General features: G+C 62.1%; 20 protein-coding genes and 1 pseudogene. 16 read left to right on the forward strand and 5 right to left on the reverse strand.

The window, feature by feature from the left end; all coding sequences use genetic code 11:
• Positions 1-267 precede the first annotated feature (267 nt).
• From QRN04_RS15030 to QRN04_RS15075, 10 genes are all read left to right on the forward strand, one after another.
• The gene (locus QRN04_RS15030) at positions 268-1338 is read left to right on the forward strand and encodes a LacI family DNA-binding transcriptional regulator (RefSeq protein ID WP_284976830.1); all 1071 of its coding nucleotides are present in this window, start codon (positions 268-270) and stop codon (positions 1336-1338) included.
• A gap of 78 nt (positions 1339-1416) precedes the next feature.
• Positions 1417-3093, forward strand: a complete 1677-nt coding sequence (locus QRN04_RS15035; protein WP_284976831.1) for an ABC transporter substrate-binding protein — start codon at positions 1417-1419, stop codon at positions 3091-3093.
• A 124-nt stretch (positions 3094-3217) separates the two neighbouring features.
• Positions 3218-4195: an ABC transporter permease gene (locus tag QRN04_RS15040; RefSeq protein ID WP_284976832.1), complete on the forward strand. Its 978-nt coding sequence runs from the start codon at positions 3218-3220 to the stop codon at positions 4193-4195.
• A gap of 9 nt (positions 4196-4204) precedes the next feature.
• The gene (locus tag QRN04_RS15045) at positions 4205-5131 is read left to right on the forward strand and encodes an ABC transporter permease (protein WP_284976833.1); all 927 of its coding nucleotides are present in this window, start codon (positions 4205-4207) and stop codon (positions 5129-5131) included.
• Positions 5128-6081, forward strand: coding sequence for an ABC transporter ATP-binding protein (locus QRN04_RS15050; protein ID WP_284976834.1), 954 nt, complete (start codon positions 5128-5130; stop codon positions 6079-6081). The genes QRN04_RS15045 and QRN04_RS15050 overlap by 4 nt, the downstream gene beginning before the upstream one ends.
• A complete protein-coding gene (locus QRN04_RS15055; protein WP_284976835.1) occupies positions 6078-7163 on the forward strand; it encodes an ATP-binding cassette domain-containing protein in 1086 nt (361 codons plus the stop codon). The genes QRN04_RS15050 and QRN04_RS15055 overlap by 4 nt, the downstream gene beginning before the upstream one ends.
• Before the next feature lie 239 nt (positions 7164-7402).
• Positions 7403-8827, forward strand: coding sequence for a glycoside hydrolase family 32 protein (locus QRN04_RS15060; protein ID WP_350224946.1), 1425 nt, complete (start codon positions 7403-7405; stop codon positions 8825-8827).
• A 55-nt stretch (positions 8828-8882) separates the two neighbouring features.
• Complete coding sequence (locus tag QRN04_RS15065; protein ID WP_284976837.1) at positions 8883-9842, forward strand: PfkB family carbohydrate kinase; 960 nt, start codon at positions 8883-8885, stop codon at positions 9840-9842.
• 449 nt (positions 9843-10291) lie between these two features.
• Positions 10292-10873, forward strand: coding sequence for a MarR family winged helix-turn-helix transcriptional regulator (locus tag QRN04_RS15070; RefSeq protein ID WP_284976838.1), 582 nt, complete (start codon positions 10292-10294; stop codon positions 10871-10873).
• Between the two features lie 18 nt (positions 10874-10891).
• Positions 10892-12265, forward strand: a complete 1374-nt coding sequence (locus QRN04_RS15075; RefSeq protein WP_284976839.1) for a pyridoxal phosphate-dependent decarboxylase family protein — start codon at positions 10892-10894, stop codon at positions 12263-12265.
• A gap of 319 nt (positions 12266-12584) precedes the next feature.
• Here the strand turns inward: QRN04_RS15075 and QRN04_RS15080 are convergent.
• From QRN04_RS15080 to QRN04_RS15100, 4 genes and pseudogenes are all read right to left on the reverse strand, one after another.
• Positions 12585-12779 (reverse strand): annotated as a pseudogene (locus tag QRN04_RS15080) (Hsp20/alpha crystallin family protein); the annotation flags it as partial.
• Between the two features lie 847 nt (positions 12780-13626).
• Entirely contained in the window at positions 13627-14145 is a 519-nt protein-coding gene (locus tag QRN04_RS15090; protein ID WP_284976841.1) for a gluconokinase, read from the reverse strand.
• The gene (locus QRN04_RS15095; RefSeq protein WP_284976842.1) at positions 14142-14453 is read right to left on the reverse strand and encodes a putative quinol monooxygenase; all 312 of its coding nucleotides are present in this window, start codon (positions 14451-14453) and stop codon (positions 14142-14144) included. The genes QRN04_RS15090 and QRN04_RS15095 overlap by 4 nt, the downstream gene beginning before the upstream one ends.
• Before the next feature lie 7 nt (positions 14454-14460).
• The gene (locus QRN04_RS15100; protein WP_284976843.1) at positions 14461-15495 is read right to left on the reverse strand and encodes a LacI family DNA-binding transcriptional regulator; all 1035 of its coding nucleotides are present in this window, start codon (positions 15493-15495) and stop codon (positions 14461-14463) included.
• Positions 15496-15736: 241 nt separating this feature from the next.
• Here QRN04_RS15100 and QRN04_RS15105 point away from each other — a divergent pair, with 241 nt between their 5' ends.
• From QRN04_RS15105 to QRN04_RS15130, 6 genes are all read left to right on the forward strand, one after another.
• Complete coding sequence (locus QRN04_RS15105) at positions 15737-17089, forward strand: NAD(P)H-dependent oxidoreductase (RefSeq protein WP_284976844.1); 1353 nt, start codon at positions 15737-15739, stop codon at positions 17087-17089.
• Positions 17090-17184: 95 nt separating this feature from the next.
• Entirely contained in the window at positions 17185-18219 is a 1035-nt protein-coding gene (locus QRN04_RS15110) for a DctP family TRAP transporter solute-binding subunit (protein WP_284976845.1), read from the forward strand.
• Between the two features lie 78 nt (positions 18220-18297).
• Positions 18298-20217 carry a TRAP transporter large permease gene (locus QRN04_RS15115; protein ID WP_284976846.1) on the forward strand — a complete coding sequence of 640 codons (1920 nt, stop codon included), beginning with the start codon at positions 18298-18300 and terminating at the stop codon, positions 20215-20217.
• A gap of 7 nt (positions 20218-20224) precedes the next feature.
• A complete protein-coding gene (locus QRN04_RS15120) occupies positions 20225-21133 on the forward strand; it encodes an NAD(P)-dependent oxidoreductase (protein ID WP_284976847.1) in 909 nt (302 codons plus the stop codon).
• 434 nt (positions 21134-21567) lie between these two features.
• Positions 21568-22704 (forward strand): alkaline phosphatase family protein, encoded by a 1137-nt coding sequence (locus QRN04_RS15125; protein ID WP_284976848.1) that lies wholly within the window; start codon positions 21568-21570, stop codon positions 22702-22704.
• A gap of 31 nt (positions 22705-22735) precedes the next feature.
• Positions 22736-24304, forward strand: a complete 1569-nt coding sequence (locus tag QRN04_RS15130; protein WP_284976849.1) for a S53 family peptidase — start codon at positions 22736-22738, stop codon at positions 24302-24304.
• Positions 24305-24618: 314 nt separating this feature from the next.
• Here QRN04_RS15130 and QRN04_RS15135 read toward each other — a convergent pair whose 3' ends face one another.
• Positions 24619-25509, reverse strand: coding sequence for an SGNH/GDSL hydrolase family protein (locus QRN04_RS15135; RefSeq protein ID WP_284976850.1), 891 nt, complete (start codon positions 25507-25509; stop codon positions 24619-24621).
• Positions 25510-25653 lie beyond the last annotated feature (144 nt).

Here is a 25653-nt window from a genome sequence, read left to right on the forward strand (position 1 = left end):
GTCACCTGAGAACGATGTCCCGACTCACGTGTGAACTATGTCGTGAAACTACACATAACCCCCTGTCCAGGCCGCTGCCCAGCACACCGCACGCAATCCGAACTCGCCGCATGACCCTAAAGATCTTATTGACACCCGGAAGTAACGCGGGTAACTTGGATCACACCCCCGGGAGTAACGCGAGTTACTTCGACAAACGAAACCGGACCGGCTTTCTCCCCGTAGTACCGGCAACACCAAGCTCAACGCAGATCACTGGAGCATTCAATGGCGAACACAGCGTCCTCAGATAAACCCGTCACGGCCCGGCAGCGTGGCGTCACGATGAATGACGTTGCCAAGCATGCCGGAGTGTCCCGCACCGCTGTCTCGTTCGTGCTCAGCAACCGCGAAAACGCAAGCATCTCGGAAGAAACGCGCACCCGCATCGCAGAGGCGGTTCAGGCTTTGGGCTACCGCCCGAATGCCGGGGCGAGGGCGTTGGCATCCCAGCGCAGCGACTGGTACGGAATTGTCACTGAGATCGTGACGGCACCCTTCGCCGTGGACATCATCAAAGGCGCCCAGGACCAGGCCTGGATTGACCGCCGATTCCTCCTTATCGCCCCATCGGACCAGGGAGTTGCGGCTGGCCCGAACCAGGGCATGGAAGATGCTGCCGTAGAGAAGCTGCTCGAACAGCGGGTCGAAGGCTTGCTGTACGCCGCAACACACCACCGCGGTGTACTTGTGCCCAGCAGCGCCCACGAAGTGCCAACGGTGCTCATCAACTGTTTCGACCTCGACGGGAAGCTGCCCTCGATCATCCCTGACGAACGGGCCGGCGGACGGGTCGCCGTCGAACGTCTACTGCAAGCAGGCCACACCGAGATCGGTGTGATCAACTTGGACCCGACCATCCCGGCAGCTGTCGGGCGTCTACAGGGCGTCCGGGAGGCCCTGGCCGACGCCTGCCTGGAGCTGGATCCGGAGCTGGTGGTGGCCGGGTATGCGACGGCCGACGGCGGTTACGACGCCGCCTGCCAAATCCTTGACCGGTACCCTGTCAAGGACAGGCCCACCGCCCTCTTTTGCCTCAACGACCGGATGGCCATGGGCGCTTATGACGCGATCAAGGAACGTGGCCTGGCCATACCCGGTGACATCGCCGTGATCGGTTTCGACAACCAGGAACTCATCGCGGCCTACCTCAGGCCCAAGCTGACCACGGTTGCGTTGCCGTTCGAAAAGATGGGCGCCCTGGGAGTCCAGACGCTCGCCGCTCTTACAGCAGGACAGCCGATCACTGCCGACCAGCAGTTGGTCGACTGTCCGCTGCTAGAACGCTCTTCGGTCTGACCGCGAAATCAACGTCGAAGAGCAAATCCCCCACCCACCCTTCACCTTGCTGATGAAGACAGGAAGAGATAACCCATCATGACACAAACCAGGTTCCTCAGGTCCGCCCGCATAGCAGCGGCCGGACTGGCAGTAGGCGCGATGCTGCTGACCGGCTGCTCAGCCACCGTCAATAAGTCGGCAGGCACCGACGCCGGAGCTAACGCGAATGCCTTGCTCACCATCCCGCGTGAGGACATGAGCACCTTCGACCGTAACTTCAATCCCTTCGCGCCCACTGTGAACCCCATGGTCCAGCAGGCGATTTACGAACCCATGCTGGTCTTCAACCCGGCCAAAGGCAACGCCGTCCCCTGGCTGGGCTCCTCCTGGGACGCTGCAAAGGACGGCAAGTCCGTCACCTTCACCCTGCGCCAGGGCGTGAAGTGGTCCGACGGGCAGCCTTTCGTCGCCGACGATGTGGCATACACTTTCCAGCTGCAGAAGAAGCTTAAGGGCGGCTTCGAGTACCTGGATTCCGTCACTCCCGTGGGCTCCGACAAGGTGACATTCACGTTCAACAAGCCCTGGTCCCCCGCACTCTATGAGATCGGCCAGGTCCCCATCCTCCCCAAGCACATCTGGTCATCCATAGCCGATCCGGCGAAGGACACCAACGCCAATCCCGTGGGAACCGGTCCCTACACCCAGGTGGACAGCTTCCAGTCCCAGTCCTTCGTGCTGAAGAAGAACCCGAACTACTGGCAGCCTGACAAGCAGAAAATCGCCGGCATCAAGATGCTTGCGATGTCCGGAAACGATGCCGCCAACTTGGCCAGCGTCAACGGAGATGTGGACTGGTCCACCCAGTTCATCCCGAACATCGAGAAGACCTTCATCGCCAAGGACAAGGACCACCGCCACTTCTGGTTCCCGCCGACGGGCGCCATGATCAACTGGCAGCTGAACACCACCAAGGCGCCGTTCAATGACGCGGCCGTGCGCAAGGCACTGAGCATGGCGGTTGACCGTGACCAGGTCACCAAGATCGGCATGAGCGGGTACGCCACTCCGGCCGACTGCTCAGGCCTGTCCGGCAACTACGTGAGCTGGAAGAGCACCGATGTGACGAATAACTGCACTTGGACCAAGCTGAACGTTGACGAAGCGAACAAGATGCTCGACGCCGCAGGTTACCCCAAGGGCGCGGACGGCAAGCGCACCCTCAAGGACGGCAAGCCTTTCGAGTTCAAGATCTCCGTGGGCGCCAGTTCCTCCGATTGGCTCTCTGTTGCCAACGTGATCTCCCAGAACCTCCAGGCCGTCGGCGTCACTGCCAAGGTGGACTCCCCTGACTGGGCCTCCGTCGTCTCCAGCTACGAACAGGGAACGTTTGACACCGGAATAGTTTGGAGCGCCAACGACCCCAGCCCGTTCAAGTACTTCAGCTCCACAATGGGCACCTCTACCGTCAAGCCGGTGGGCGCGAAGGCCACCGAGAACTATCACCGTTTCGGCGATCCAAAGGCCGATGATCTCCTGCAGAAGTTCGCCGCTGCCGGTGACGAAGCCACGCAGAAGCAGATCGCAAACCAGCTTCAAGCAGAATATAATGCGGTGGCCCCGACGGTTCCGCTGTTCTCCGGCCCCGAATGGGGCGACTACACGGACGTTCACTTCACGGGATGGCCCACCCAGGACAACCCCTACGCAACGCTCTCCGACCGCTCCCCCACCACGGTCCTGATCCTGACCACCCTGGAACCCCGCAAGTAGCCCGCACCAGTTCTCGGCCGGTGGCGGCCGTTGCCATTCCGGTTCCCACCGGCCGAGAACGTCTTCACCCTTTCCGCCGGGGCCACTGTCCTCCAGGACCCCGCCTTTCCCGAACGGAGCAACCGTGCGCTTCATTCTGCGCCGCCTGGGTTTCTACCTGATCGCTTTCTGGGCCTCCATCACCCTGAACTTCCTACTCCCGCGTTTCATGCCGGGAGACCCCGTCTCGCGCATGTTCGCCCGAACCCAGGGCAAGATGCAGCCCGAACAGATCGAAGCCCTGCGCAAGATGCTCGGCGTGGATACGCGGCCGCTCTGGGAACAGTACGTCGACTACATGCACAACATCCTGACCGGCCAGATGGGTGTCTCCATCTCGCGTTTCCCCACCCCTGTCACCGAGGTCATCGCCAGCCAAATCGGCTGGACCCTGCTGTTGGGTGGAACCGCCCTGGTGTGCGCCGCCGTCGTCGGCAATCTTCTGGGCATCCTGGCCGCCTGGCGACGCGGCGGCGCGATCGACTCGGCCCTTCCCCCGCTTCTGGTCTTCATTGGATCCTTCCCGTACTTCTGGCTGGCCATGGGAGCCCTGTACCTGTTCGGCGTCGTGCTGGGCTGGTTCCCGATCCGCCACGCGTTCACAGATGGACTGGAGCCCGCGTTCACCTCGGAGTTCATCGGCGACGTCGGCGCGCACCTGATCCTCCCGGCGTTGACGATCGTCCTGGTGTCTATCGGTGGCTGGATGCTGGGCATGCGGAACACCATGATCGCGACGAACTCGGAGGACTACATCACCATGGCCGAGGCCAAGGGTCTCCGGCCGGGCCGCATCATGCTCCGTTACGCGGCGAGGAACGCCATGCTCCCATCGGTCACGAGTTTCGGCATGGGGCTGGGCTTCGTGGTGGGTGGCGCAATGCTCACCGAGGTGGTGTTCGCGTATCCCGGCGTCGGCTACCAACTCCTCAACGCCGTCCAAGGCCTCGACTACCCGCTTATGCAGGGCCTGTTCCTGACCATCACCGCCGCCGTGCTGCTGGCCAACTTCCTGGTGGACATCCTCTACGTCCGCCTCGACCCGCGCGTGCGCAGCAACTGAGGAGCCATCATGACAACCGCAATTCTCAAGCAGCCCACTGAGCCCACAGCTGCCCGCAGGCCCAACCGCAGTTTCGTCCATGGACTAATCACCAACAAGAAGGCCCTGGTGGGCATGATTGTGATGCTCGTGTTCATCGTCCTTGCGTTGCTGGCCCCCGTACTGTTCCCCGGTGACCCGTCGCGGATCACCGCGATGGCCTCGCTCGAACCGTCTCCGGAGCACTGGCTCGGCACCACGGCCAAAGGTCAGGACGTACTTGCCCTGACAGTGCATGGCTCCCGCAGTTCACTGTTCGTCGGGTTGACTGTGGGCTTCGCATCCACCTTCATCGGCGTCTTGGTGGGCCTGGCGTCGGCGTACTTCGGCAAGTTCATTGACGAAGCACTGTCCCTGGTCACCAATGTCTTCCTGCTCCTGCCCGGACTCCCGCTCCTTGTCATCCTGGCAGCTTTCCTGCCGCCAGGTTTGGGAACTGTGATCTTGGTGCTCGTGGTCACCGGTTGGGCTGGCTCGGCACGGGTATTGCGCTCCCAGGCCCTGTCCATCCGCTCAAAGGACTTTGTGGCCGCAGCCGTAGTGTCCGGCGAACGGGCGGGCCGGATCATGTTCCGCGAAATCCTGCCGAACATGGCATCGATCGTCATGGGAACCCTGCTCGGCTGCGTCATTTACGGCATCGGCGCCCAGGCAGGCCTGGAGTTCCTTGGCTTGGGCGACGTGAGCACTGTTTCCTGGGGCAACAACCTCTTCTGGGCAGGTAATGAGGGTGCCCTGCTGACCGGCAGCTGGTGGGTCTTTGTTCCCTCGGGTGCGTGCATCGCGTTGGTCGCGTTCGCGTTGGCCCTGATCAACTATGCCGTGGACGAAGTCACCAATCCGCGGCTACGGAAGATCAAAACCCCAAAAAATACCGAAAGGAGCGCCGCCAAGTGACAGTCTCCCAAGTTTCCTTCGGCTCCCATGAGCCCGTCCTCGACGTCAAGAACCTCACTGTCAAGTACATCGGCGACACTCGCTCGACCACCGCCGTCGACCGTGTTTCCTTCAGCATCGGCACCGGTGAGGTGTTCGGGCTGGCGGGCGAGTCCGGCTGTGGGAAGTCCACCATCGCCAACTCGATCATGCGCCTTCTCAAGGATCCGGCGAAGATCGCTGGCGGCAGCATCTCCTTCGGCGGCAAGAATGTCCTGGCGATGAGTCCGGACGAGCTGCGGCGCTTCCGCTGGCAGGACGTTGCCATGGTGTTCCAGTCGGCCATGAACTCGCTCAACCCGGTGCTGACCATCGGCGAGCAAATTGTGGATATTTTCACCACGCATGCGGGCTACTCGCGCAAGGAATCGATGCGGCGTGCCGGCGAGTTGCTGGAATTGGTGAGGATCGATCCCGCACGCCTCAAGTCCTACCCACACCAGCTCTCAGGAGGCATGCGACAGCGCGCCGTAATCGCCATGGCCGTAGCGCTCAAGCCATCACTCTTGATTCTCGACGAACCGACCACCGCGCTGGACGTCGTGGTGCAGCAGGAAATCATGGCCCAAATCAAGGAACTCCAACGCGAACTGGGATTCTCCGTCCTCTTCATCACCCATGACATGTCCCTCATGGTGGAGCTCTCCCACCGCATGGCCGTGATGTACGGAGGCCGGATCGTGGAGACCGCGAAAGCCCAGGACGTCTACGCCGATCCCCGCCACCCCTACACCCAAGCACTGATGAGCGCGTTCCCGCCGCTCACCGGCCCCCGGATTCCGCTCAAGGGCCTGCCCGAAGGCGTGAAGTTCCAGAACATCCCCGACCTCGAGGAAGTTGCCCCGGACCACTTCGTGGCACCGTTTAATGCCGGCGCCGAAGCCGCCGTTTTTGAAGGAGCAGCACAATGAGCCACGCCGTACACTCCGCGACAAGGCCAGACGTGTCGGGCCAAACCCCCTCCCTTGAACTGCGTGGCCTGGGTAAGTCGTTCCACATCGGCGGCCTGTTCTCAAGCCAGAAAGTGCGGGCGCTGCACCGCGTCGACCTGACCATCGGCCGCGGAGAAATCGTGGCACTGGTCGGAGAGTCCGGTTCGGGCAAGAGCACCCTGGCCCGCTGCGTGGCCCGGCTTGAGAAACCCAGCGAAGGTGCCATCCTGCTCGACGGCGTCGACGTCATCAAACGCGACCGTTTCCAAGCCTCACGCACGTTCCGATCCCAGCTGCAGATGGTCTTCCAGGACCCCTTCGGTTCCCTTAACCCCGCACACCGGATCGAGCACTTCCTCCGACGCTCCCTCGTGATTCACGGCAAAAACGGCACAGGCAAACGGGGCTCAGAAGCGCAGACCAGACACCGTCTTGAAGAGCTCATGACTACCGTCGGGCTTCAGGCCGACATGCTCAATTCCTACCCGCACGAGCTTTCGGGCGGCCAGCGTCAACGTGTCGCGATCGCACGTGCCCTCGCCGTCGAACCAGAAGTCATCCTCGCCGACGAACCGACGTCCATGCTGGACGTATCGGTCCGCATCGGAGTACTGAACCTGATGCGGAAACTGCGCGATGAGAAGGGCATCTCCATGCTCTACATCACCCACGACCTGGCCTCGGCACGATACCTCGCGGACCGAACGGTCGTCATGTTCGCCGGCGAAATCGTGGAAGAAGGCGAATCACTGGACCTGCTGGCCAACCCAGCCCACCCCTACACACAATTGCTGGTCTCAGCCGTTCCGGACCCAGCCCGGGCCGGGTCATACGACCCCGTTCACCGCGCCGTGCTCAGGCAAGCCGTCATTGCTTCCACTACCTGCGTCTTCGAGAACGACCCCGATCAGCGGTGCTCATCCGAGGAACCCGTCCGGCACCAGGTGGGCGACCCCCTCAACCGCCACTGGGTCCGCTGCCATCTCTACCGACCCGGCGTCGGCGCCGGCGGCCACGCACTGGCCACAGAGCCACTCCCGAAACCAGAACCTGCAGAGTGACATTCCTGTTTCAAGAACAACAACATGCACCCGCAGCAGCACTGAAGCTGCTCACCGAAAGGTAACCGATGGAAGACTCCCCCGCCGTCTCCCGGCGTGCGCTCCTGACCGGAAGTGGAGCCGTTGCCGTCACCGGATCGCTCGCACTTTCAACGTCATTCGCCCAGTCAGCAGCAGCAGCGCCCCCAAGCACGCTCGACACTTCACCGGGCAAGCCGCCCTCAAAAGGACCAACCCGTATGCGCCCGAGCTATCATTTCAGCGTCCCTGACAACTGGAAGAATGACCCTCAGCGGCCCATCTACATCGACGGCGAATACCACTACTACTACCTCTACAACGCCGATTACCTTCAGGGAGGCGGAGGCACATCGTGGCGCCGTGCGACCACCACCGACCACGTTTCCTTCCGCGACCACGGCGTCGCGATCCCAAAGTTCAGCAACGAGAACGGCGACTGCTGGTCAGGATGCCTTGTCATCGACGAACGAAACACCGCCGGATACGGTGAGAACGCTGTCATAGCCCTTGTAACGCAGGCACCCCAGGGCCGCCAGGCCCAATACCTCTGGTACTCGACGGACAGTGGGCGCTCATTCCAATCCGGCGGCACCTCCCCGGTACTACCAAACCCAGGCGTCCAGGACTTCCGCGACCCGAAAGTAACCTGGGACGCCGAGCGGGGGCGCTGGTTCATGGTCAATGCCGAAGGCCAAAAACTCGGCTTCTACACATCTTCCAACCTGCGCTCCTGGACGCGGGTCGGCGAATTCATTCGCACCGATTTAGGGGTGCTTGAGTGCCCGGATCTTTTCCGGATGACCGCCGACGACGGTACTTCCCACTGGATTATCGGCACCAGCGCCAACGGCAAAGGCCGCGGCCTCCCGGCAACCTACGCATACTGGACAGGCGCTTTCAACGGCACCACTTTTACGCCCGACCATTCCGAACCGGAATGGCTGGACTACGGCTACGACTTCTACGGAGCAGTGACCTACCCGCATCACGACTCATCCGGTGAGGAGGACCCCACCCTGCGCAGGGCCCTTGGATGGGCGAACTTCTGGGACTACCCACACAACACTCCCACCCTGGCAACCGATGCGTACAACGGCGACGACATGATCGTGCGCGACATCCGTCTCAAGAAGGGGAGCGGAAGCTACCACCTCGCCTCAACCCCTACCGCCGGCCTGAGCAACCACGTCAAGCGCACCCAGCGCCTAGGTGACGTCAAGGTAACAGGAACGCATGACCTCGATTTCCGTTCACTGGCCTATGACCTGACCTGTGAGCTGGTATGGGACCCGGCCAGCCCTCCAGCCAATATCGGTCTCGAGATCTGTCGCGCAGCGGGCGGAGGCCGGCACGTCGCCGTCGGCGCATTCCTCCGCGGCCCCTTCGCGTACCTCAACCGGCGACCCACAGTTAACCCCACCGGCGGGGAAAGCCAGACTCCCATCGACCCCTCAGCAGGGAGCCTCACCCTTCGTATCCTCGTGGACCGGACAAGCGTCGAAATGTTCGTAGGAGACGGACGCGTGGTGCACTCACACCGGGTGTTCCCCCTTGAAGGGGACAACGGAATCCGTCTCTATGCAGACGAAGGAACGGCAACTTTCGGCAACCTCACGATCGACGAGATGAACGCGACGCCTTAGCCCCTCCGAAACCTGAGCTGCCCCTTCCCTACCAGCACTGCCCGAAGAGACAAACATGGAAAACCTCAAAGCAGGTGGGCATGACGCCCAACAGCCCCCGGACGTCGTCGTTGTCGGAGAAGCCCTCATCGACGTGGTGACCACCCCAAACAGCCGGGAAGAGCATCCCGGTGGATCGCCTGCCAACGTCGCCTACGGCCTCGGGCTCCTGGGCGTCACCACGGGACTGCTCACGGCCATCGCGCCCGATGCACGCGGAATATCCATAGAGAACCACCTCCGCCGGGCAGGAGTCGCTCTCCTGCCCGGATCAAAATCGCTTACCCGCACGGCAACAGCCACAGCAACCCTGGGACCAGACGGGTCCGCCACGTACGACTTCGACATCCACTGGGACCTGCCACGAGCAACGCCGGCCTATTTCCCGAAAATTCTCCACACCGGTTCCATAGCCACCTTCCTGAACCCCGGCGCCAAAACTGTCAAAAGCCTGCTGGAACAAGCCCATACGCAGTGCACCATCACCTACGACCCGAACATCAGGCCATCCCTGCTCGGCAGCCACGCCGAAGCGAAAGCAACCTTCGAAGAACTCGTCTCCCTGACCGACGTCGTCAAACTCAGCGACGAAGACGCCCACTGGCTCTACCCCGGGAAAACACTGATGGAAACCGCGGACCACATCCTCCGACTCGGCACCGGGCTGACAGTGATAACCAAGGGGGCCGAAGGCTCCCAATTCACCTCCGCCGCCGCAACCATCACCATCCCCGCCGTCAAAGCCACAGTCGCGGACACCATAGGCGCCGGAGACTCCTACATGGCCGCACTGATCCTGGGCCTCCTCACCCGCGGCACCGAAGGGTTCACCCCCACCGTCATGGAGCAGCTCGGACACACCGCAGCCGCAGCGGCGGCCATTACCGTTCAACGAGCCGCAGCGAACCCGCCGACACTGGACGAATTGAAATCTGCACTCGAAGTACCCACACCCCTTTCCCACGCAATCGCATGATTTCGCTACTTCACACGCCGGAATAAGGTCGATGTTTAGCGTGGCTGAGGCACACCCAACCTGACTTCCGATGCTCTCCATAATGGCGTCAGGTTGGACTCATTTCACAGAATTCTGGCGGTCAGGCCCGAGGTCATAGGCCCTGAGCTGACAATTCGATCCGGTCAAGCTGGCTAGAGCGTCCCAAGTCATCCTGTCTCTCATCTTTCTCTGGTCACTTTAAGAACTAGAGATCTAGCTTCTTTCTCGTGCTCAGGAAGCCACCTTGGCACCGGGCTCGATGAAGGCGCCGCGTCCGGACTGCCTTGACTTCATAATGGCGCACTATTACGGGTCCGCCCGAAGCCGCATCCCCCGTCCAACTTATGTTCTGGGTGGCGCAGTTAGGGGATCTTCGCTAGACTTCTAGCGAATATACTGGCTGCCTTCCGATAGTTATTGGAGATACTGTGATCGCTGAAGACGCAGAGGACCCTGCAACCGCTGATGAACCCTTCCAGATGACTGCCACTGTCCAGAAGGCGAAGCGCATCGGTTCCTCTGAATACGAATCACTGGCCCGTGCTGCTGCCATTGAGCTGTACCCGGACGTCAATCCGCCCGCCATGGCGTTATGTTTCAACCTCATCCGAGCCGCAAACAGGATGATCACGGACATGGAAGTCTCGGTGCACCGCCCCATGGGCATCAGCTTCGCCGGGTACCGCCTCTTGTTCACCATCAAGTCTGTGGGACAGGTCAACCCAAACGAGCTGGCCCGGTTGTCAAGCGTTTCCACGGCTTCCATAGCCAGTTTGCTCAACACATTGGAGAAGAGCGGGCTCGTTACCCGAGCACCGGATCCGGCGGACAAGCGCAAAACCGTGGTGCAGCTTTCGGACGAAGGTGAGCATATGCTGGCCGATCTCTTCCAGATCAACAACCAGCGCGAGCAAGCCTGGGCTGCGGGGCTCACCGAAACTGAAGCGTCGATCCTGGCCGAATTGCTGCGCAAGCTGTTGCTGCACCATCCGGCTCCCCGAACCAGCTAGAACTATTAGGAGATACTCATGAGGGCCCAAGACGTACGGTTGGACGACACTGTGATCGCCGAGCTAAGGCAGCGCGCCAAAGACTTGGAGGCGTATTCCACGCTCTGGGCCGGTGGCCCAGGAATTGACTCATCAGGTTCAGCTGCTCTTTCCTCCCTGGTTGAACGGCTGGCCAACATGTATCCATACGGCGATGCCAAGTACATCGGTCAGCTCCTTAAGCCCCCGCACCCTGTGGCTTGGGTTGCGCAGGCCATTACAGCACTGATCAATCCGAATAACCATGCCATGGACGGAGGCCCGGCCACCGCGGTCCTGGAGAAGGAAGTCGTGGCCAAACTCGCGGCAATGTTCGGTTATCAAGAACATCTCGGCCATCTGACATCCTCCGGCACTATCGCAAATCTTGAGGCGCTCTGGGTTGCCAGGGAGTTGCATCCAGGCAAGGTCATACTGTCGGGCACGAACGCCCACTACACGCACGAGCGCATGTGCCGGTTGCTCGGAACCCCGCATGAAACCATCCCGGAAGACGACCTCGGCCGTCTTTCAATGGCAGACCTCAGGACCCGGCTGGCGCAAGGCGGGGTCGGGACCGTTGTCGTCACTTTGGGCACGACCGGTTTTGGTGCACTGGATCAGGTCCATGAAGCCGCGGACCTGGCAGCCGAATTCGGAGCTAGGCTGCATATCGATGCGGCCTACGGAGGATTCCACGCCCTCCTGGCAACTGGTCCCGAACCGCTGGTTGATCCTGCCCCCTTCCTGGCCATACGCCGAGCAGATTCAATCGTCGTAGATCCACATAAACACGGACTTCAACCCTACGGATGCGGATCTGTGCTCTTCGCTGACCCATCTGTCGGCAAGCTCTACTCGCACAATTCCCCCTACACCTACTTCACTTCTTCTGACCTTCATCTTGGTGAGATCAGCCTGGAGTGTTCCCGAGCGGGAGCGTCGGCGGCAGCATTTTGGACCACGGTTGAAGCACTGGGATTGTCACGCGAGGGAATGGGATCGATTATCGCCGACGGCCGAAAGGCCGCGCTGCAAATAGCTGACATCATCAGAGCCGCCGACGGCGCCGAACTCGTCGTCGAACCCGAACTTGACATCGTTTGCGCCTTCCCTCGACGTCCTACAACAGGGCAAATATCTGCGGCAACAGAAGATACGTTCGCGGCCATGGCCCAGGACGGCTGGCACCTGGCACTGTACCGGGTCGACAGCAAGTGGCTTGCGAAGAACCATCCATGGGTCGTAGTTGACAGCGACTACACAACTGTCCTGAGATCCTGTGCCATGAAACCCGAGCACCTCCAACTGGCCAAAGAATTCAGCCACCGCCTCATTGCGTCGATGGATCAACAACCCTCACGCAAAAGCTAAAGGCGTAGCATTCCCGTCCGCGCAGGGCGGTGAATCCGGATTACCACTGCCTTCCCGCGCGCACGGGCAACGGACGGCAAAGACCACGCAGACTTTCCGGCGTCCAGCCCGCACGCGCTGGCCTGCGGAGGCACCCGCCTCGATGCCGACCCGGCCGCCGGAACGATCAGAACCGAAACCGTCTGGAACGACGGCCCGCACTGAGCCTCTGGGCCGCAATCATCGCCTTATTCGCCCAGTCCACAAACCGCCTGTTCGGCCAACTCAGCCCCAAAGAGGCAGTCAACATTCGAGTCAGGACCTCCCGGCTCCGGGCAAACTACGCAGCGACCATATGCTGCTGGTCCACCTTGGTTTCAATTTCGATCTTGCGCGGCTTGGCCCTTTCGACGACCGGGACCCGCAGCGTCAGGACACCGCCGTTGTAGGTTGCCTTGATGGTCTCAGTGTCAAGGGTGTCACCCAGGATCAACTGGCGGCTTAAGACACCGCCCGGCCGCTCCGACGCGATCACCAGACCCGAACCCGGCCCCGCCGACGTCGAACTCCCACCGCACCTCAAAGATCGGTGACCCAAGGCTGTCGAACTCCCCCGTTTGCCGTCGGTTTGGCGTATTTCGAATGGTTTGAACTGTGAGAAGGTCCGGACCACGGCGAGCATTGGCGTTAGCAAGTATGCTTAGTATTTTGGAGGGGCTGCGCTCCGGTCCCAAGGTCCGGCCTTGGCCGACTACGACGGCGCCTTGTAACTGGACCAAGGCATCAGCGTCCCCCCGGGCGGACTCACCGACCAAATCTCCCGAGCCGAACGAAAACCAGCTACACCCCACCATCGAAAGGTCACACCCCATGCTCCTCCTCTTCGGACTCATCACCAGGCCCCGCGAGCTACCAGGTCGGACCGCCACATGCCAGCACTGCGGCCAATTCGTGCACCACCACCTCGAAGAGCGAACCACCAAACTCACACTCTTCTTCGTCCCCGTCCTCACCACCTCCAGAAGGCTGACGACCGTGTGCAGCAACTGCGGATACAGCTCAACGAGCAAAGCACCCCGGAACTCCCGCCCCCTCACCCCCGGCCAGTAGAACCCGTCATCGGAGGGAGTGTCCCTTTAAGGGTGGCCAACCGGGCGCTTCCGACCGCACAGCGCCATGGGGTCGCGATGAAAAGCCGCGGAAGTGTCCGGTTGCCACCTGGCAACGAGCGTCGTCGGGTCGTCCGATGACCATCATGACGTTCCAGCGGGCCTGAGCCGGGTATTTCGCTTCGGCATCCGCGATTGTTGGATTCAGAGGCTGATTACGCCGGAGACCGGCGGGAGCAGCGGCTGGACCTCGGACGTTCTTCAATGGTTTTGCTAGGGGTTCTGCGAGACCTCGTGAAGGGCATGCAGTTGCCCGAAGATCGTGTCGACGCTTGCATCTATGTCTTGAGCTGGCGGCACCCTCACCCCCGCTTCGTTTGTGTCGAGTGGTTCGAGGGTCTCCAGCTGGGATTGGAGGAGTGTGGCGGGCATGAAGTGTCCGGGACGGTCGGTTAGTCGCTCTTCCAGAAGGGATCGTTCAACGTCGAGTTGAATGAAGGTCGTCGCTGGCGCTGTGTCTCTGATTGCGTCCCTGTAGGCACGTTTTAGGACGGAGCAGGCTACAACGATCCCGTCGGGATGGGGTGCGGCGAGTTCGTCCCCGACGAGTGTCAGCCAGGGCCATCGGTCCTCGTCCGTTAGCGGGATGCCCTGGGTCATCTTGTGGACGTTGGCCCGTGGGTGAAGGGAGTCGGAATCGACGAACTTGGCGCCCAGACGCTGTGCCAGGGCGGCGCCGACCGTTGACTTCCCTGCCCCGCAGACTCCCATGATGACGATGACGGGTTTCACAGGGTTCCTTGATCCGAGGTCCCGGCGGGAATCGGGGAAAGCCTGGTCACGTCAACGGGTCCCTGCAGGAGTCCTTCCAGTGAAGCGTTGAGACGCTTGACGGGTTCTCCTGCCCCGTGCGCATCCAACAGTTCGGCGCTGTCCCACTTTTCGATCATGACTATCTGGCCGTTGGGGGCTCCGTGGATGGCGTACAGCTGGCACCCTGGTTCCTTGTGCACCTCAGCGATGGCAGGGGTCAGGGCTTCGGCCACCTGGTCGAAGGCCCCTTCGTTGGGAGTGAAGACGGCGGTAACGATGACGCTCATGGTTTCCTTATCGGGTTGGGGTGAGCAGGAGCGGTGCGCAACTGCTGCGTGGGACGAAGTCGGCTTTCACTTCGACGGTGCGGGGAGTCTCCGGGAGCTTGCCATTCATGCGTCCGAGCACGAGTTCCAGGGAGTGGACTGCGAGCATGGAGATGGGTTGGCGGATCACGCTCAGCGGCGGGCTTGTCACCTCGGTCCAGGGATTGTCGTCGAAGACAATGACCGACAGGTCCTCCGGGATCCGTACGCCCATTTGAACGAGGCGCCGGACGGAGCTTTGCACCTGGGCGGTGTTGGCGACGATTAGTCCGGTGGGTCGGTTGGCCAAGGAGAGGAGCGAACCGACCGCGTCGCCTCCGCCGTCTCCCCTGAACGGCACGTCCCTGATCAGTTGGGGGTCGATGCTGATCGAATGTTTCTCATGCGCGGCTTGGTACCCCTGAATCCTGGCACGTCCCGTGGAAGTGCTGACGGGCCCGGAAATAAGGCCGATCCGGGTGTGCCCCAGGCTGAGCATGTAGTCGGTCGCCTGCCTTGCTGAATCGACATTTTCGATACTTACGAGATCGACATTCGCCAGATCCGGGATAGTACGGTCGACGAAGACGACGTTCACACCCAAAGACTGCAGGCGCGCCCACTTCTCAACATTGGCGCCGGTGGGCGTGGCGATAACTCCCCCGACCGAGCGGTCAAGGAGGGTGTCCAGGGAGTCAGCCTCAAGATGCGGGTCTTCCTGGGTGGTCATGACCACCACCTGGACACCGTGGCTGCGCGCTTCCCAAACGATGCGGTCGGCTAGCTGGGCGAAGAAGGGGTTGGCCAGGTCCGCGACGACCAGCCCGACCGTTGGCGTGTGGCCGACACTGAGTTCGCGGGCGGCCGATCGCGGCCGGTACCCCAGTTCCTCGATGACCCCCAGCACCATGTCACGCTTTGCCGGTGCGACAGGCCCTGATTCGGGATTCAGGACCCGGGAAACGACGGAAACTGACACGCCCGCCGCCGACGCGACGTCACGAATAGTTGGTGCTTTCTTCACTTCTTCTCCTCATCGAGTCCTGTATCCCACTGCCAGAGACCTCACTTGCCTCGGGGTCCTGCTATGCGGCGGTGTTTACTTGGCGCATCCGTTTGTGACTGTTGACACAGCCTAACAGCAACTGGTACAAAAGTGGAACCGGTTCCACTCCGGTCCCAGTTTTCCACGCGTCGACGAAGAAGTTGCTCCGCTGATCCTGCGGATGGTCCTTCCGACACCAAATGTAACCAGAGAGATCCCCATGAACCTCCACAAACTTCTTAGCGACCGCGAGCAGCAGAGCCGCCCCGTTCGAGTAGGACTCATCGGGGCCGGTCGTTACGGCACGATGTACTTGGCCCAAGCAAACAATATTCCCGGGATTCACGTCGTGGCGATCGCCGACATCAACGTCAAGCGAGCGCAGGGCGCCTTCGATCTTGTTGGCTGGCCTAAGAACCAGATCGCGCCGGACATCGCTACAGCTCTGAAGGACCGCTCGACGACGATTGTTGCGAACGCCGATGAACTGTTTGATGTGGACATCGACGTCATCGTGGAGGCAACCGGCAATCCGATTGTCGGGGTCAAGCACGCCCTGAGAGCAATCGAAACGAAAAAACACATCATCATGGTCACCGTCGAAGCCGACGCATTGGCAGGACCGGCTCTGGCCAAGCGAGCCGAAGAGGCAGGAGTGGTGTACTCCATGGCTTACGGTGACCAGCCGGCACTCATCATGGAACTCGTTGATTGGGCCCGCACGAGTGGCTTCGATGTGGTCTGTGCAGGCAAAGGCGCCAAGTACCTCGAGCACTATCACGAGATGAACCCGGACAACGTCTGGGAGAACTGGGAGTTCTCGAAGGAACTCACGGACTCGGGCCAGCTGAACCCGAACATGCACACATCCTTCCGTGACGGCACCAAGGCTTCCATCGAAATGGCCGCCGTCGCTAATGGCGCGGGCCTGGTACCCTCCGACAACGGGCTGACCTTCACCCCCGGTGACGTAGAGGAGATCGCTACGATCTGCCGGCCGGCCGACCTCGGCGGCGCCCTCGCTCACGAGGGGACCGTCGACGTGATGTCCAGCGTCAAGCGCGACGGGACCTGGATCCCCCACAACACCCAGGAAGGCGTGTTCGTCGTCGTCAAAGCGACCAATGATTATGTCGCAGGCTGCTTCACTGAGTACCCGTGGCACCCCGACCCCACCGGCCAGTACGCGGCCCTTTACCGCCCCTACCACTACGTCGGCCTGGAACTGAACATGTCGATCGCCAACGCAGCCCTTCGAGGTATCTCCACCGGTTCGCCCCTCGGCTTCTTCGGGGACGTCGTTGCCACCGCGAAGAAAGACCTTAAAGCCGGTGAGTTCCTTGACGGTGAAGGCGGTTACACCGTCTGGGGCAAGCTGGTCTCGGCCAAGCACTCGGTCAGCATCGGCGCACTGCCGGTGGCCTTGGCCCACCACGTGGAACTGCGCAATGACATCGCCAAGGGCGCCACGGTCCGCTGGGAAGACGTCATCATGGACGACTCCTTGGCCCAAGCGCTGGAACTCCGACGGGAAACCGAAGCGCTCGCCGTCGAATCCGTCCTCAGCGCCTGACCCGTCCGCACTAAACCGGGCGCGGCGAACGAACTTCAGCTGATAGAAGTTCACGCCTCGCTGAAAAGATTCCTTCCAATGAAGAAAGGCTTCACATGAAAACCAAAATCCGAACCCTCACTGGAGCATTGGCATGCACCTTGGCCGCCTCCCTCCTCGCCGGCTGTGCATCAGGGGCGGCCGGCGGTAATGGAAACGCCGCACCCGCGAAAATCCAGCTTTCCATCCCGGACCCAATCGACTCGTCTGTCGGGGTTTCCGCCCAGCACTTCGCAGACCAGGTTAAGAAGACCTCGAACGGGTCCGTTCAGGTCACTGTGGTTCCTAACGGAACCAGTTTCAGTGGAGACCAGAACGCTGCAGTCACCAGACTGCAGGGTGGTTCCTTGGACGCCCTGATCCTGTCAACCTCGGTGTATGCCTCCGTGGTGCCGGAAATGAACGGCATCAGCATCCCTTACCTGTTCAAAGACACCACACAGGAAGCTGCCTTCCTCAGCGGCAAGCCTGGCCAAGTGCTCAAAGACAAGCTCGCCGCGAAGGACACCATTGCGCTTGGCTTCATGACGCGGACGGGCCGTGTCATCACCAACTCCGTGCGCCCCATCGAACAACCCGCAGACCTTAAGGGCCTGAAAATCCGCGTTCCCGGGAACCCGTTGTGGACGGACTTCTTCGGAGCTTTGGGCGCCAGCCCTACCACCATGGCTTTTTCCGAGGTCTTCACCGGGCTGCAGACCGGGACCATCAACGGGCAGGAAAACCCGATCGAGGTGCCGTGGACCAACAAGTTCTCAGAAGTCCAGAAGTATGTTTCCATGACGAACCACATCAATGATGCCTGGGTCCTGGCCTTGTCATCCAAAAAGTGGGGCACACTCTCTGCCGACCAAAAGAAAGCCCTGACGGACGCCTCCGCGGAAACGGCTACCTTCAAGACCGGTTACGACCAGGAACAGTCCAAAAAGCAGCTGGACGACCTGAAGTCCAAGGGCATGCAGGCTAATGACGTCAGCGCGTCGGGCCTTCAAGAATTCAAGGCCGTCTCCAAGAGCCTCTACCCGAAATTCTCCGCACTGATCGGCAAAGACTTCTTCGATCAGGCAGTCTCATTTACCTCATCCAACTAGCCAGCTAGGGGCCGGGGTGTTAACCGCACCCCGGCCGTCCTCCATCTCCCGCTCTCAATGTCGACAGTCTGGAAAATCATGAAACGCACCCTCCTCCCTGAGGAACTCGAGGAAATCCTCCCAACCGATGCTGAGGAGATCTTGCACCACGGACATGTCCCGGAGCGCTGGAGCGGGGCCGTGTGGTTCGACAAGACCCTCGAATGGCTGGTTGGTTCGGCCATCGTCGCTGAGCTCCTCGTCATTCTGTTGAACATCCTGGTCAGACTCGTCACCGGAAACTCGGTGCTCTGGACCCAGGAGGTCTCCGAGATCGCGCTCCTGACTATCGCCTTCATCGGCGGGGCGATCGCCTACCCCAAGGGCGCACACATGTCCGTCCAGGCACTCATCATGCGGTTGCCGGCCACCTGGAAACCCTACCTGGCAGCCCTTGTCGACTGCCTGGTGTTCGTGATGAGCGCCGGATCCTTCGCCCTCTACGTCCCCACTCTCGTCCAGCAGATCGAGGAGAAAACCCCGATCCTCCAGCTGCCCGTGTTCTGGGTCTCCCTACCCTTCTCCGCCGGGATGATCCTCATCGCATGGTTCGCCGTCGTCAAACTGTGGCGTCAGAAGCCGCGCCCGGTACTCATGGCAGCAGGCATCACGGCGGTTTTGATTGCCCTGGTGATTATCAGCCCACCGCTGTTCTACTACGCATCCCCCAACGTTCTCTTGGGGGTCGTGCTAGCCGTTCTGTTCATCCTGCTGTTCCTCGGTCTTCCCATCGCCTTCGTCCTGGCGTTGGCCTCGGGAATTTACCTCTACCTGGGCGGCATCTCAGAGGTCAGCGCCATCCCGATCGGCATGGCCTCCGGCGCCAAGGGCTTCGTCCTCCTCGCCATCCCGTTCTTCATCCTCGCCGGCACCGTCATGAACTCCGCCGGGCTGACACTTCCCTTGGCCAAACTCGTCGACGCACTCATCGGGCACCTGCGCGGTGGCCTGCTCCAGGTCGTCGTCGTGACCATGTACATCTTCTCCGGCATCTCCGGATCTAAAGTCGCAGACGTCGCAGCCGTCGGCACAACGATGCGGAACATGCTCGAAGAACGTAAGTACCCCCGCGGGGAAGTCGTAGCAGTCCTGTCTGCCTCCGCCGTCATGGGCGAAACCATCCCACCAAGCATCGTCCTCCTTGTCCTGGGGTCGATCACCACAATCTCCACCACCACGCTGTTCCTGGCCGGGTTCCTGCCCGCAGCATTCCTGGCCCTGGTGGTAATGGCGCTTGTTTTCCTCCGCGCCAAGAAGCAAGGCGGCGTAGCCAGCCCCAAGGCGACCTGGCGGGCACGGGGGTCCGCGTCCTTCTTCGCCATCCCCACACTGCTGCTCCCAGTCGGCATGGTCGCCGGGATCCTCACCGGCTTCGCGACCCCCACCGAAGTCTCATCCGTCGCCGTCGCGTACGCATTCATCCTCGCTGCCGCATATCGGCGGGGCAGCAAGCGCCTGCTGGGCGACACCCTAAGGGAGACCACGACGACGGCGGGAATGGTTCTGTTCATCATCGCCGCCGCCTCCCCGCTCGCCCAGACCCTCGCCCTCGCCGGGGTTTCCCAACAGATTCACGACTTGATGTCAGGGCTGGGTGAGTCACCGATGCTCTTCATGCTTTTCACCATCGTGCTGCTCGTCATCATGGGCCAACTGTTGGAAGGCCTGCCTGCTGTCCTGATCTTCGCGCCCCTGCTGCTGCCCATCGCGACCAGCTTTGGCGTGAATCCCGTGCAGTACGCAATGGTCCTCATCATCTCCATGGGCATCGGGTCATTTGCACCCCCGGCCGGTGTCGGCTTCTACGTCGCCTGCGCAACCGGACACGAAACCGTGGAACGGAGCCTCAAACACTTCTGGCCCTACCTCTTCGCCCTATTCATCGGGCTGCTGGTACTCGCCGCAGTCCCCTGGTTCAGCACCTTCCTGCCCGCCCTCGCCGGCCTCATCCCCTTCTAAAACGAACATGACAATACCGAACTCCAACCAGCACACCAGCCGCGGCCCCCTCCTGTCCGTAGCCCTATTGGGCACCGGCCCGATGGGAGCACCGATTGCCCGGAATATCCTCGCCCACCAGATTCCCCTAACACTGTGGAACCGAACACCACAAAAGGCCCGAGCAATCGCAGGCGCCACCGTCGCAGCCACCCCGGCCAACGCCGCACGCGAGATCGTGGTGACCGTCCTGCCCGACCTGCCCCAAGTCGAAGCACTCCTGCACGGTGAGCACGGCCTGCTCAAGGGATGGAAGGACGCACGAATTCACCATCCGATCCTCATCATCCATGGAACCGTCTCACCAGTGGCCGTCGCGAACTTCGCCAAGGACTGCCTTCAAAACTGGGGCGTAACCGTCTTGGACGCGCCCCTGAGCGGCGGAACCATCGGAGCAGAAGAAGGCCGACTCAGCATCATGGCCGGCGGGCCTGCCGAGGCATTCGAACGCGTGGCCCCGCTGTTCGAGACCTACAGCACGACCGCCGTGTGGTTCGGAGAAACCGGAGCCGGGTCAACTGTCAAAGCCTGCAACCAAATCGTGGTCGCCGCCACCGTGACCGCCCTTGCCGAAGCAATGGCCCTCGCCGCCGCAACGGGTCTGGACCTGGAAAAAGTGCAAAGAGTCCTCGCGGGCGGACTGGCGAACTCGGAGGTGCTTACCCAAAAAGGAAAACGCTGGATCGACCAGGACTTCCACGGTGGCGGATCCGCCAAAAATCAGCTGAAGGACCTCAACTTCATCGCAGAAACAGCCGGCCACACAGGACTCAAACTCCCACTGGCCACGTGCCTGCGGTCCGCATTCGCAAACATGCTCGCAGCAGGCGACGGCGACCTGGACCACACTGGAATCTATCGAACCATCCGCACCTAGTTACGCTTCGGCCTACCCCAGGTCACCGGTCAGTGTTCGGCGGCCCGCGATGTCGGGGCGGCCTGACGAGGACTCATCCGTCCGTCTACGGACTTTCTGCGTTGTAGGCCTTGTCCAGGCGGTCGCACGGCCCGCGGTGGGCCGCCTCAGCAGCCGCGCGCCTGGCGTTTCGGTCGCGTAGACCTCACCCGTCGATTTAATGGTGCGTGTAATGGTGCGTGTGACTTCGACGCCGAAGTCGCACAGCACCGACCCGCCTGGCTCGTTCGAATCGTGGTAGACGAACATATTATGGCCCCCCGACCAAAGACACATGCGTGGGTGAACATTTCTGAAAAGGGAGCACAACCACTCTCATATGGGCCGCTTTGCGCATAGTCTCGGTGTTAACCGATTAGGCGACCGGGTTGCCCGGCCGGGGAAACGGGGATGTCATGACGGACAACAACCGAGTCAAGCGTGTTGTGGTGATGGTCCAGGAAAACCACACCACGGACAACTACTTCCGGACGCTGGCTCCCTACGGGGCCGACGTTGCATCGGACTGGCCGGTTCAGCCCAACCCGCCGTCGGCGGATCAGCCGCACGACCGGCACGCTTACTACCGCTGGCTTACAGGGCAGCACAAGGCGACCCGCACCCAGTTCGACACTGCTACGACCTTGCCGTTCTACGCGTACCTGGCCCTGACTGGGGCGTTCCTGGAGAACCATTGCAGCGGCTTCGGCACGAACTCCACTCCGAACCATCTGCTGCTCGTCGGCGGCCAGTCACCGACGCTGCGCAACCCGTCCCGGGCGCAGCCTCCGCCCTTGTGGGACATGCCCTCGGTTCCCGGGCTCGCTGACGCCGCCGGCATCGGCTGGGCGTGCTACACCGGCAGCAGCAATTATCCGGCCGGTTTCTACCAGCAGCTCAACGGCTCCGAAAACCTGATTCCCAACTCGCACTTCGTCGCCGACGCCGCCACCGGGAAACTGCCGCCGCTGGTGTATCTGTGGCACGACTCCCCCGAAGACGAACACCCCACCGCCGATGTCACGATCGGGATGAACAAGGTCTGGGAATCGGTGGACGCCGTCGTCACATCCGGCGGCTGGGACGAGACAGTGTTCTTGCTGACCTGGGACGACTGGGGCGGCTGGGATGACCACGTCGCCACCCCGAACGTGGAACACACCCCGGACGGCGTGCAGCTCGCCTACGGACCCCGCGTCCCGCTGATCATGTTCGGCGGACCGGTCAAACCGGGCATCGACAGCCGCTGGTCAAACCACACCGGCATCCCGAGGACCGTGATGCAGCTGCTCGGCCTGCCCAAACTCGGCGTCGACCGCGTCGATAACGACCCAGGGCTCGTGGACCTGGTCGACCCGGCCGTCCACAACCCTGCGCCTCCAGCCTACGGCTCACACATCAACTTGCCCGCTCCCCCGCAGCCGGCACCCGCGCCCAAACCATTGCCGGCCCCGCCAGTGCTTTCGTCCTCCCCAGTGCCCCCGGTGGTACTACGGGGCGGCGGTAGCCTTCCTCCGCCGAACGACGTTCCCCTGACAACGACCAAGCCCTGAACAGGAACGGCCCCACGAACGGAGCAATCTCATGTCCGAACACACCAACAACAACACCATGCCCGAGCACACCGGCAGTGTCCCGCTTGCCGGTTCCGAACGTCCGGCGGCCGCACGGATCCAGGCCGCGCACGGGCCCGTCGATCCCTCCCGCAGAATTGAAGTAACGGTTATCCTGCGCCGTCAGGAACCACTCCCTGAGACCCCCGCCGGGCCGATCTCGCGGGACGAGCTCGCGGCCCGCCACGGAGCCTCAGCCGCTGATCTTCGCCTTGCCACTACTACGTTCACCCAGCTCGGCGCGGAGGTCCTCGAAACGGACCCCGCATCCCGGCGCATCCGTCTGGCCGGAACCGTGGACCAGCTAAGCCGGATCTTCGGCACCAGCCTGGAAGAAGTCACCAGCAGCGGACCCCACGGCCACGACGTCACCCACCGGCACCGGACCGGAAGCCTTCAGATCCCGGCAGAACTGGACGGCGTCGTCACCGCCGTGCTGGGCCTCGACGACCGCCCCCAGGCCCGGGCGCAATTCCAGTCGATCCCGCTGTCCGCAACGGGCACCAGCTACACCCCTCCCGAGCTGGCCAGGATCTACAACTTCCCGCCCGGGGCGGACGGCACCGGCCAGACTGTAGCCATCATCGAACTCGGCGGCGGCTTCGGCCAGGGGGACCTTGACGCCTATTTCGGCAGTCTCGGGATCACCGGGCCGCGCGTCACCGCCGTCGGCGTCGACGGCGTCGTCAACCGTCCCGGCCAGGACCCGACGGGTGCGGACGGTGAAGTTATGCTCGACATCGAAGTGGTCGGCGCACTGGCACCAAAAGCGGACATCCTCGTCTACTTCGCACCGAACACCGACGCCGGGTTCCTTGACGCGATCATCAACGCATCCCACGCGACTCCGGCGCCAGCTGCCATCAGCATCAGCTGGGGACAGAACGAGGACGCCTGGACCGCCCAGGCGCGGACCGCGTTCGACCAGGCCCTCGCCGACGCTAACGCCCTCGGCGTGACCGTCACCGCAGCGGCCGGTGACAACGGCAGCGCCGACGGGGCAACGGACGGCAAAGACCACGCAGACTTTCCGGCGTCCAGCCCGCACGCGCTGGCCTGCGGAGGCACCCGCCTCGATGCCGACCCGGCCGCCGGAACAATCAGAACTGAAACCGTCTGGAACGACGGCCCGCACTCAGCCACGGGCGGCGGTTACAGCGACGCTTTCCCCGTCCCGGTCTGGCAGAAGGCCCTGACTTCCCCCGCCCCCGGAAAAAATGGCCGCGGTGTCCCGGACGTCAGCGGTGTCGCCGACCCGCAGACCGGGTACAAAGTCAGGGTTGACGGCAAAGACATGGTCATCGGCGGCACCAGCGCCGTGGCACCGCTCTGGGCCGCACTCATCGCCTTATTCGCCCAGTCAACAAACCGCCGGTTCGGCCAGCTCCAGCCGCTCCTCTACGGCCTTCGGTCAGGATTCCACGACATCACCACCGGGAACAACGGCACCTACAAGGCCTCGGCCGGCTGGGACCCCTGCACAGGCCTCGGCAGCCCCGACGCGACAGCCCTGCTGGCCGGCATCAAGTCCGCCCACTAAACCGACGAAAACCGGCCACCGGCGTTTGCTGGGGGCCGCATGTAGGGAGGAGCGGGACACCCACTGCCTATGCGCTGACTGGCGGAACCCTCGCGGTCAATTCCGGCGGGAACAGGCCATGTATCGGGAAAGGAGTGTAAGAGTTCAGGGCGTGCTGGGCGAAGTCCACGTCCGAGGCGGTCGTATCAATCCATTCGGCATCGAGATCTACTTCTGCGATCCACACTCCTCTGGCAACGCGGCATCAACGAAAACACCTGCAGCGTCCTTGCTCTTGCCGCCAGCCTTCACGGCACCGTTCTGTATCTTGTCGGCTAGAGCTGTGCGGGCTTCAGCTGACTCAGGACGGCGGCCATGTAGCCGTTGATGTAGCCGGCGGCGTTGGGATGGAAGTTGGAGTCCGCAGTCGGGTTGGTCGGGTCGAATGCCACCCACGGATCTGTGGTGTTTGCTTCATGGCCGGCGAACTTACCGGCGGCGTCCACGTACTGGGTCTTGGCGCCTTCGCCTGCTGCAATCCCGGCAGCCTGGGCGAGCACGGCGTTCAGCTTGTCTGTACCGGCGTTGACCAACTGCTGATTGGCCGGCGTGAGGATGGTCGGTATGCCGCTGGAGGGGTTGAAGAAGTGGACGTAGCCGACGACCCCGATTTTGGCGTTTGGGGCCTGGCTGTGAATGGCGTTGTAAGTCTGGACCAGCGCAGGTAGGAGGAGCGTCTGCGCCGCGTTCACGGCAGAGTCCACGTAGCCTGCACAGTGCTGGGGATCGATCGCGCAACCGCCGAGAACCTTCGAGGCGCCGACATCGGTGCCCCCGGCAGTGATGGTGACCATCCCGGTGGTAGCGCTGAGCTGTCTGCTGACGGCCAGCTTGGCGATCTGTTCGGTCACCGTCGGCGTCAGGCCGTCATAGAAAGGGCTTGACTGCGAGAGTGCAGCGTCGTGGCACGCGGCGTTGGTAACCAGGTTAATGCGGCCGGTGGCTCCGAGGTCGCCCGGATACCCTGGAGGGCTCTGCCAGCACGGGAGGCCCGCAGGCCTGAACTCGCCGCCTGACCCCGTCCCGGCCGTGAAGGAGTCACCGATGGCGACAAAATCCACCTTTGCCCGCGGGGCGGCTTCGGCCGGTGCGCTGATGAGTCCAGCGGCCGCTGTCAAGGCCACTGCGGCGGTTGCGCCGGCGAGTCCGAGCCGAAATCCAACCATGACGATCCATCCTTCCCTTTTTACCGGGCAGTCCTGAGGGCGCTGGCCCAAAACGCAGTCTACGAATAAATTGCCCGGGCCAACAGGGTCCGCGTTGACTCATGGAAAAGGTCCGCGGAGCCGGGTACGTTGCCTCATCGGAAA

This window comes from Arthrobacter sp. efr-133-TYG-104 (genome assembly GCF_030208915.1).
GTDB lineage: Bacteria > Actinomycetota > Actinomycetes > Actinomycetales > Micrococcaceae > Arthrobacter.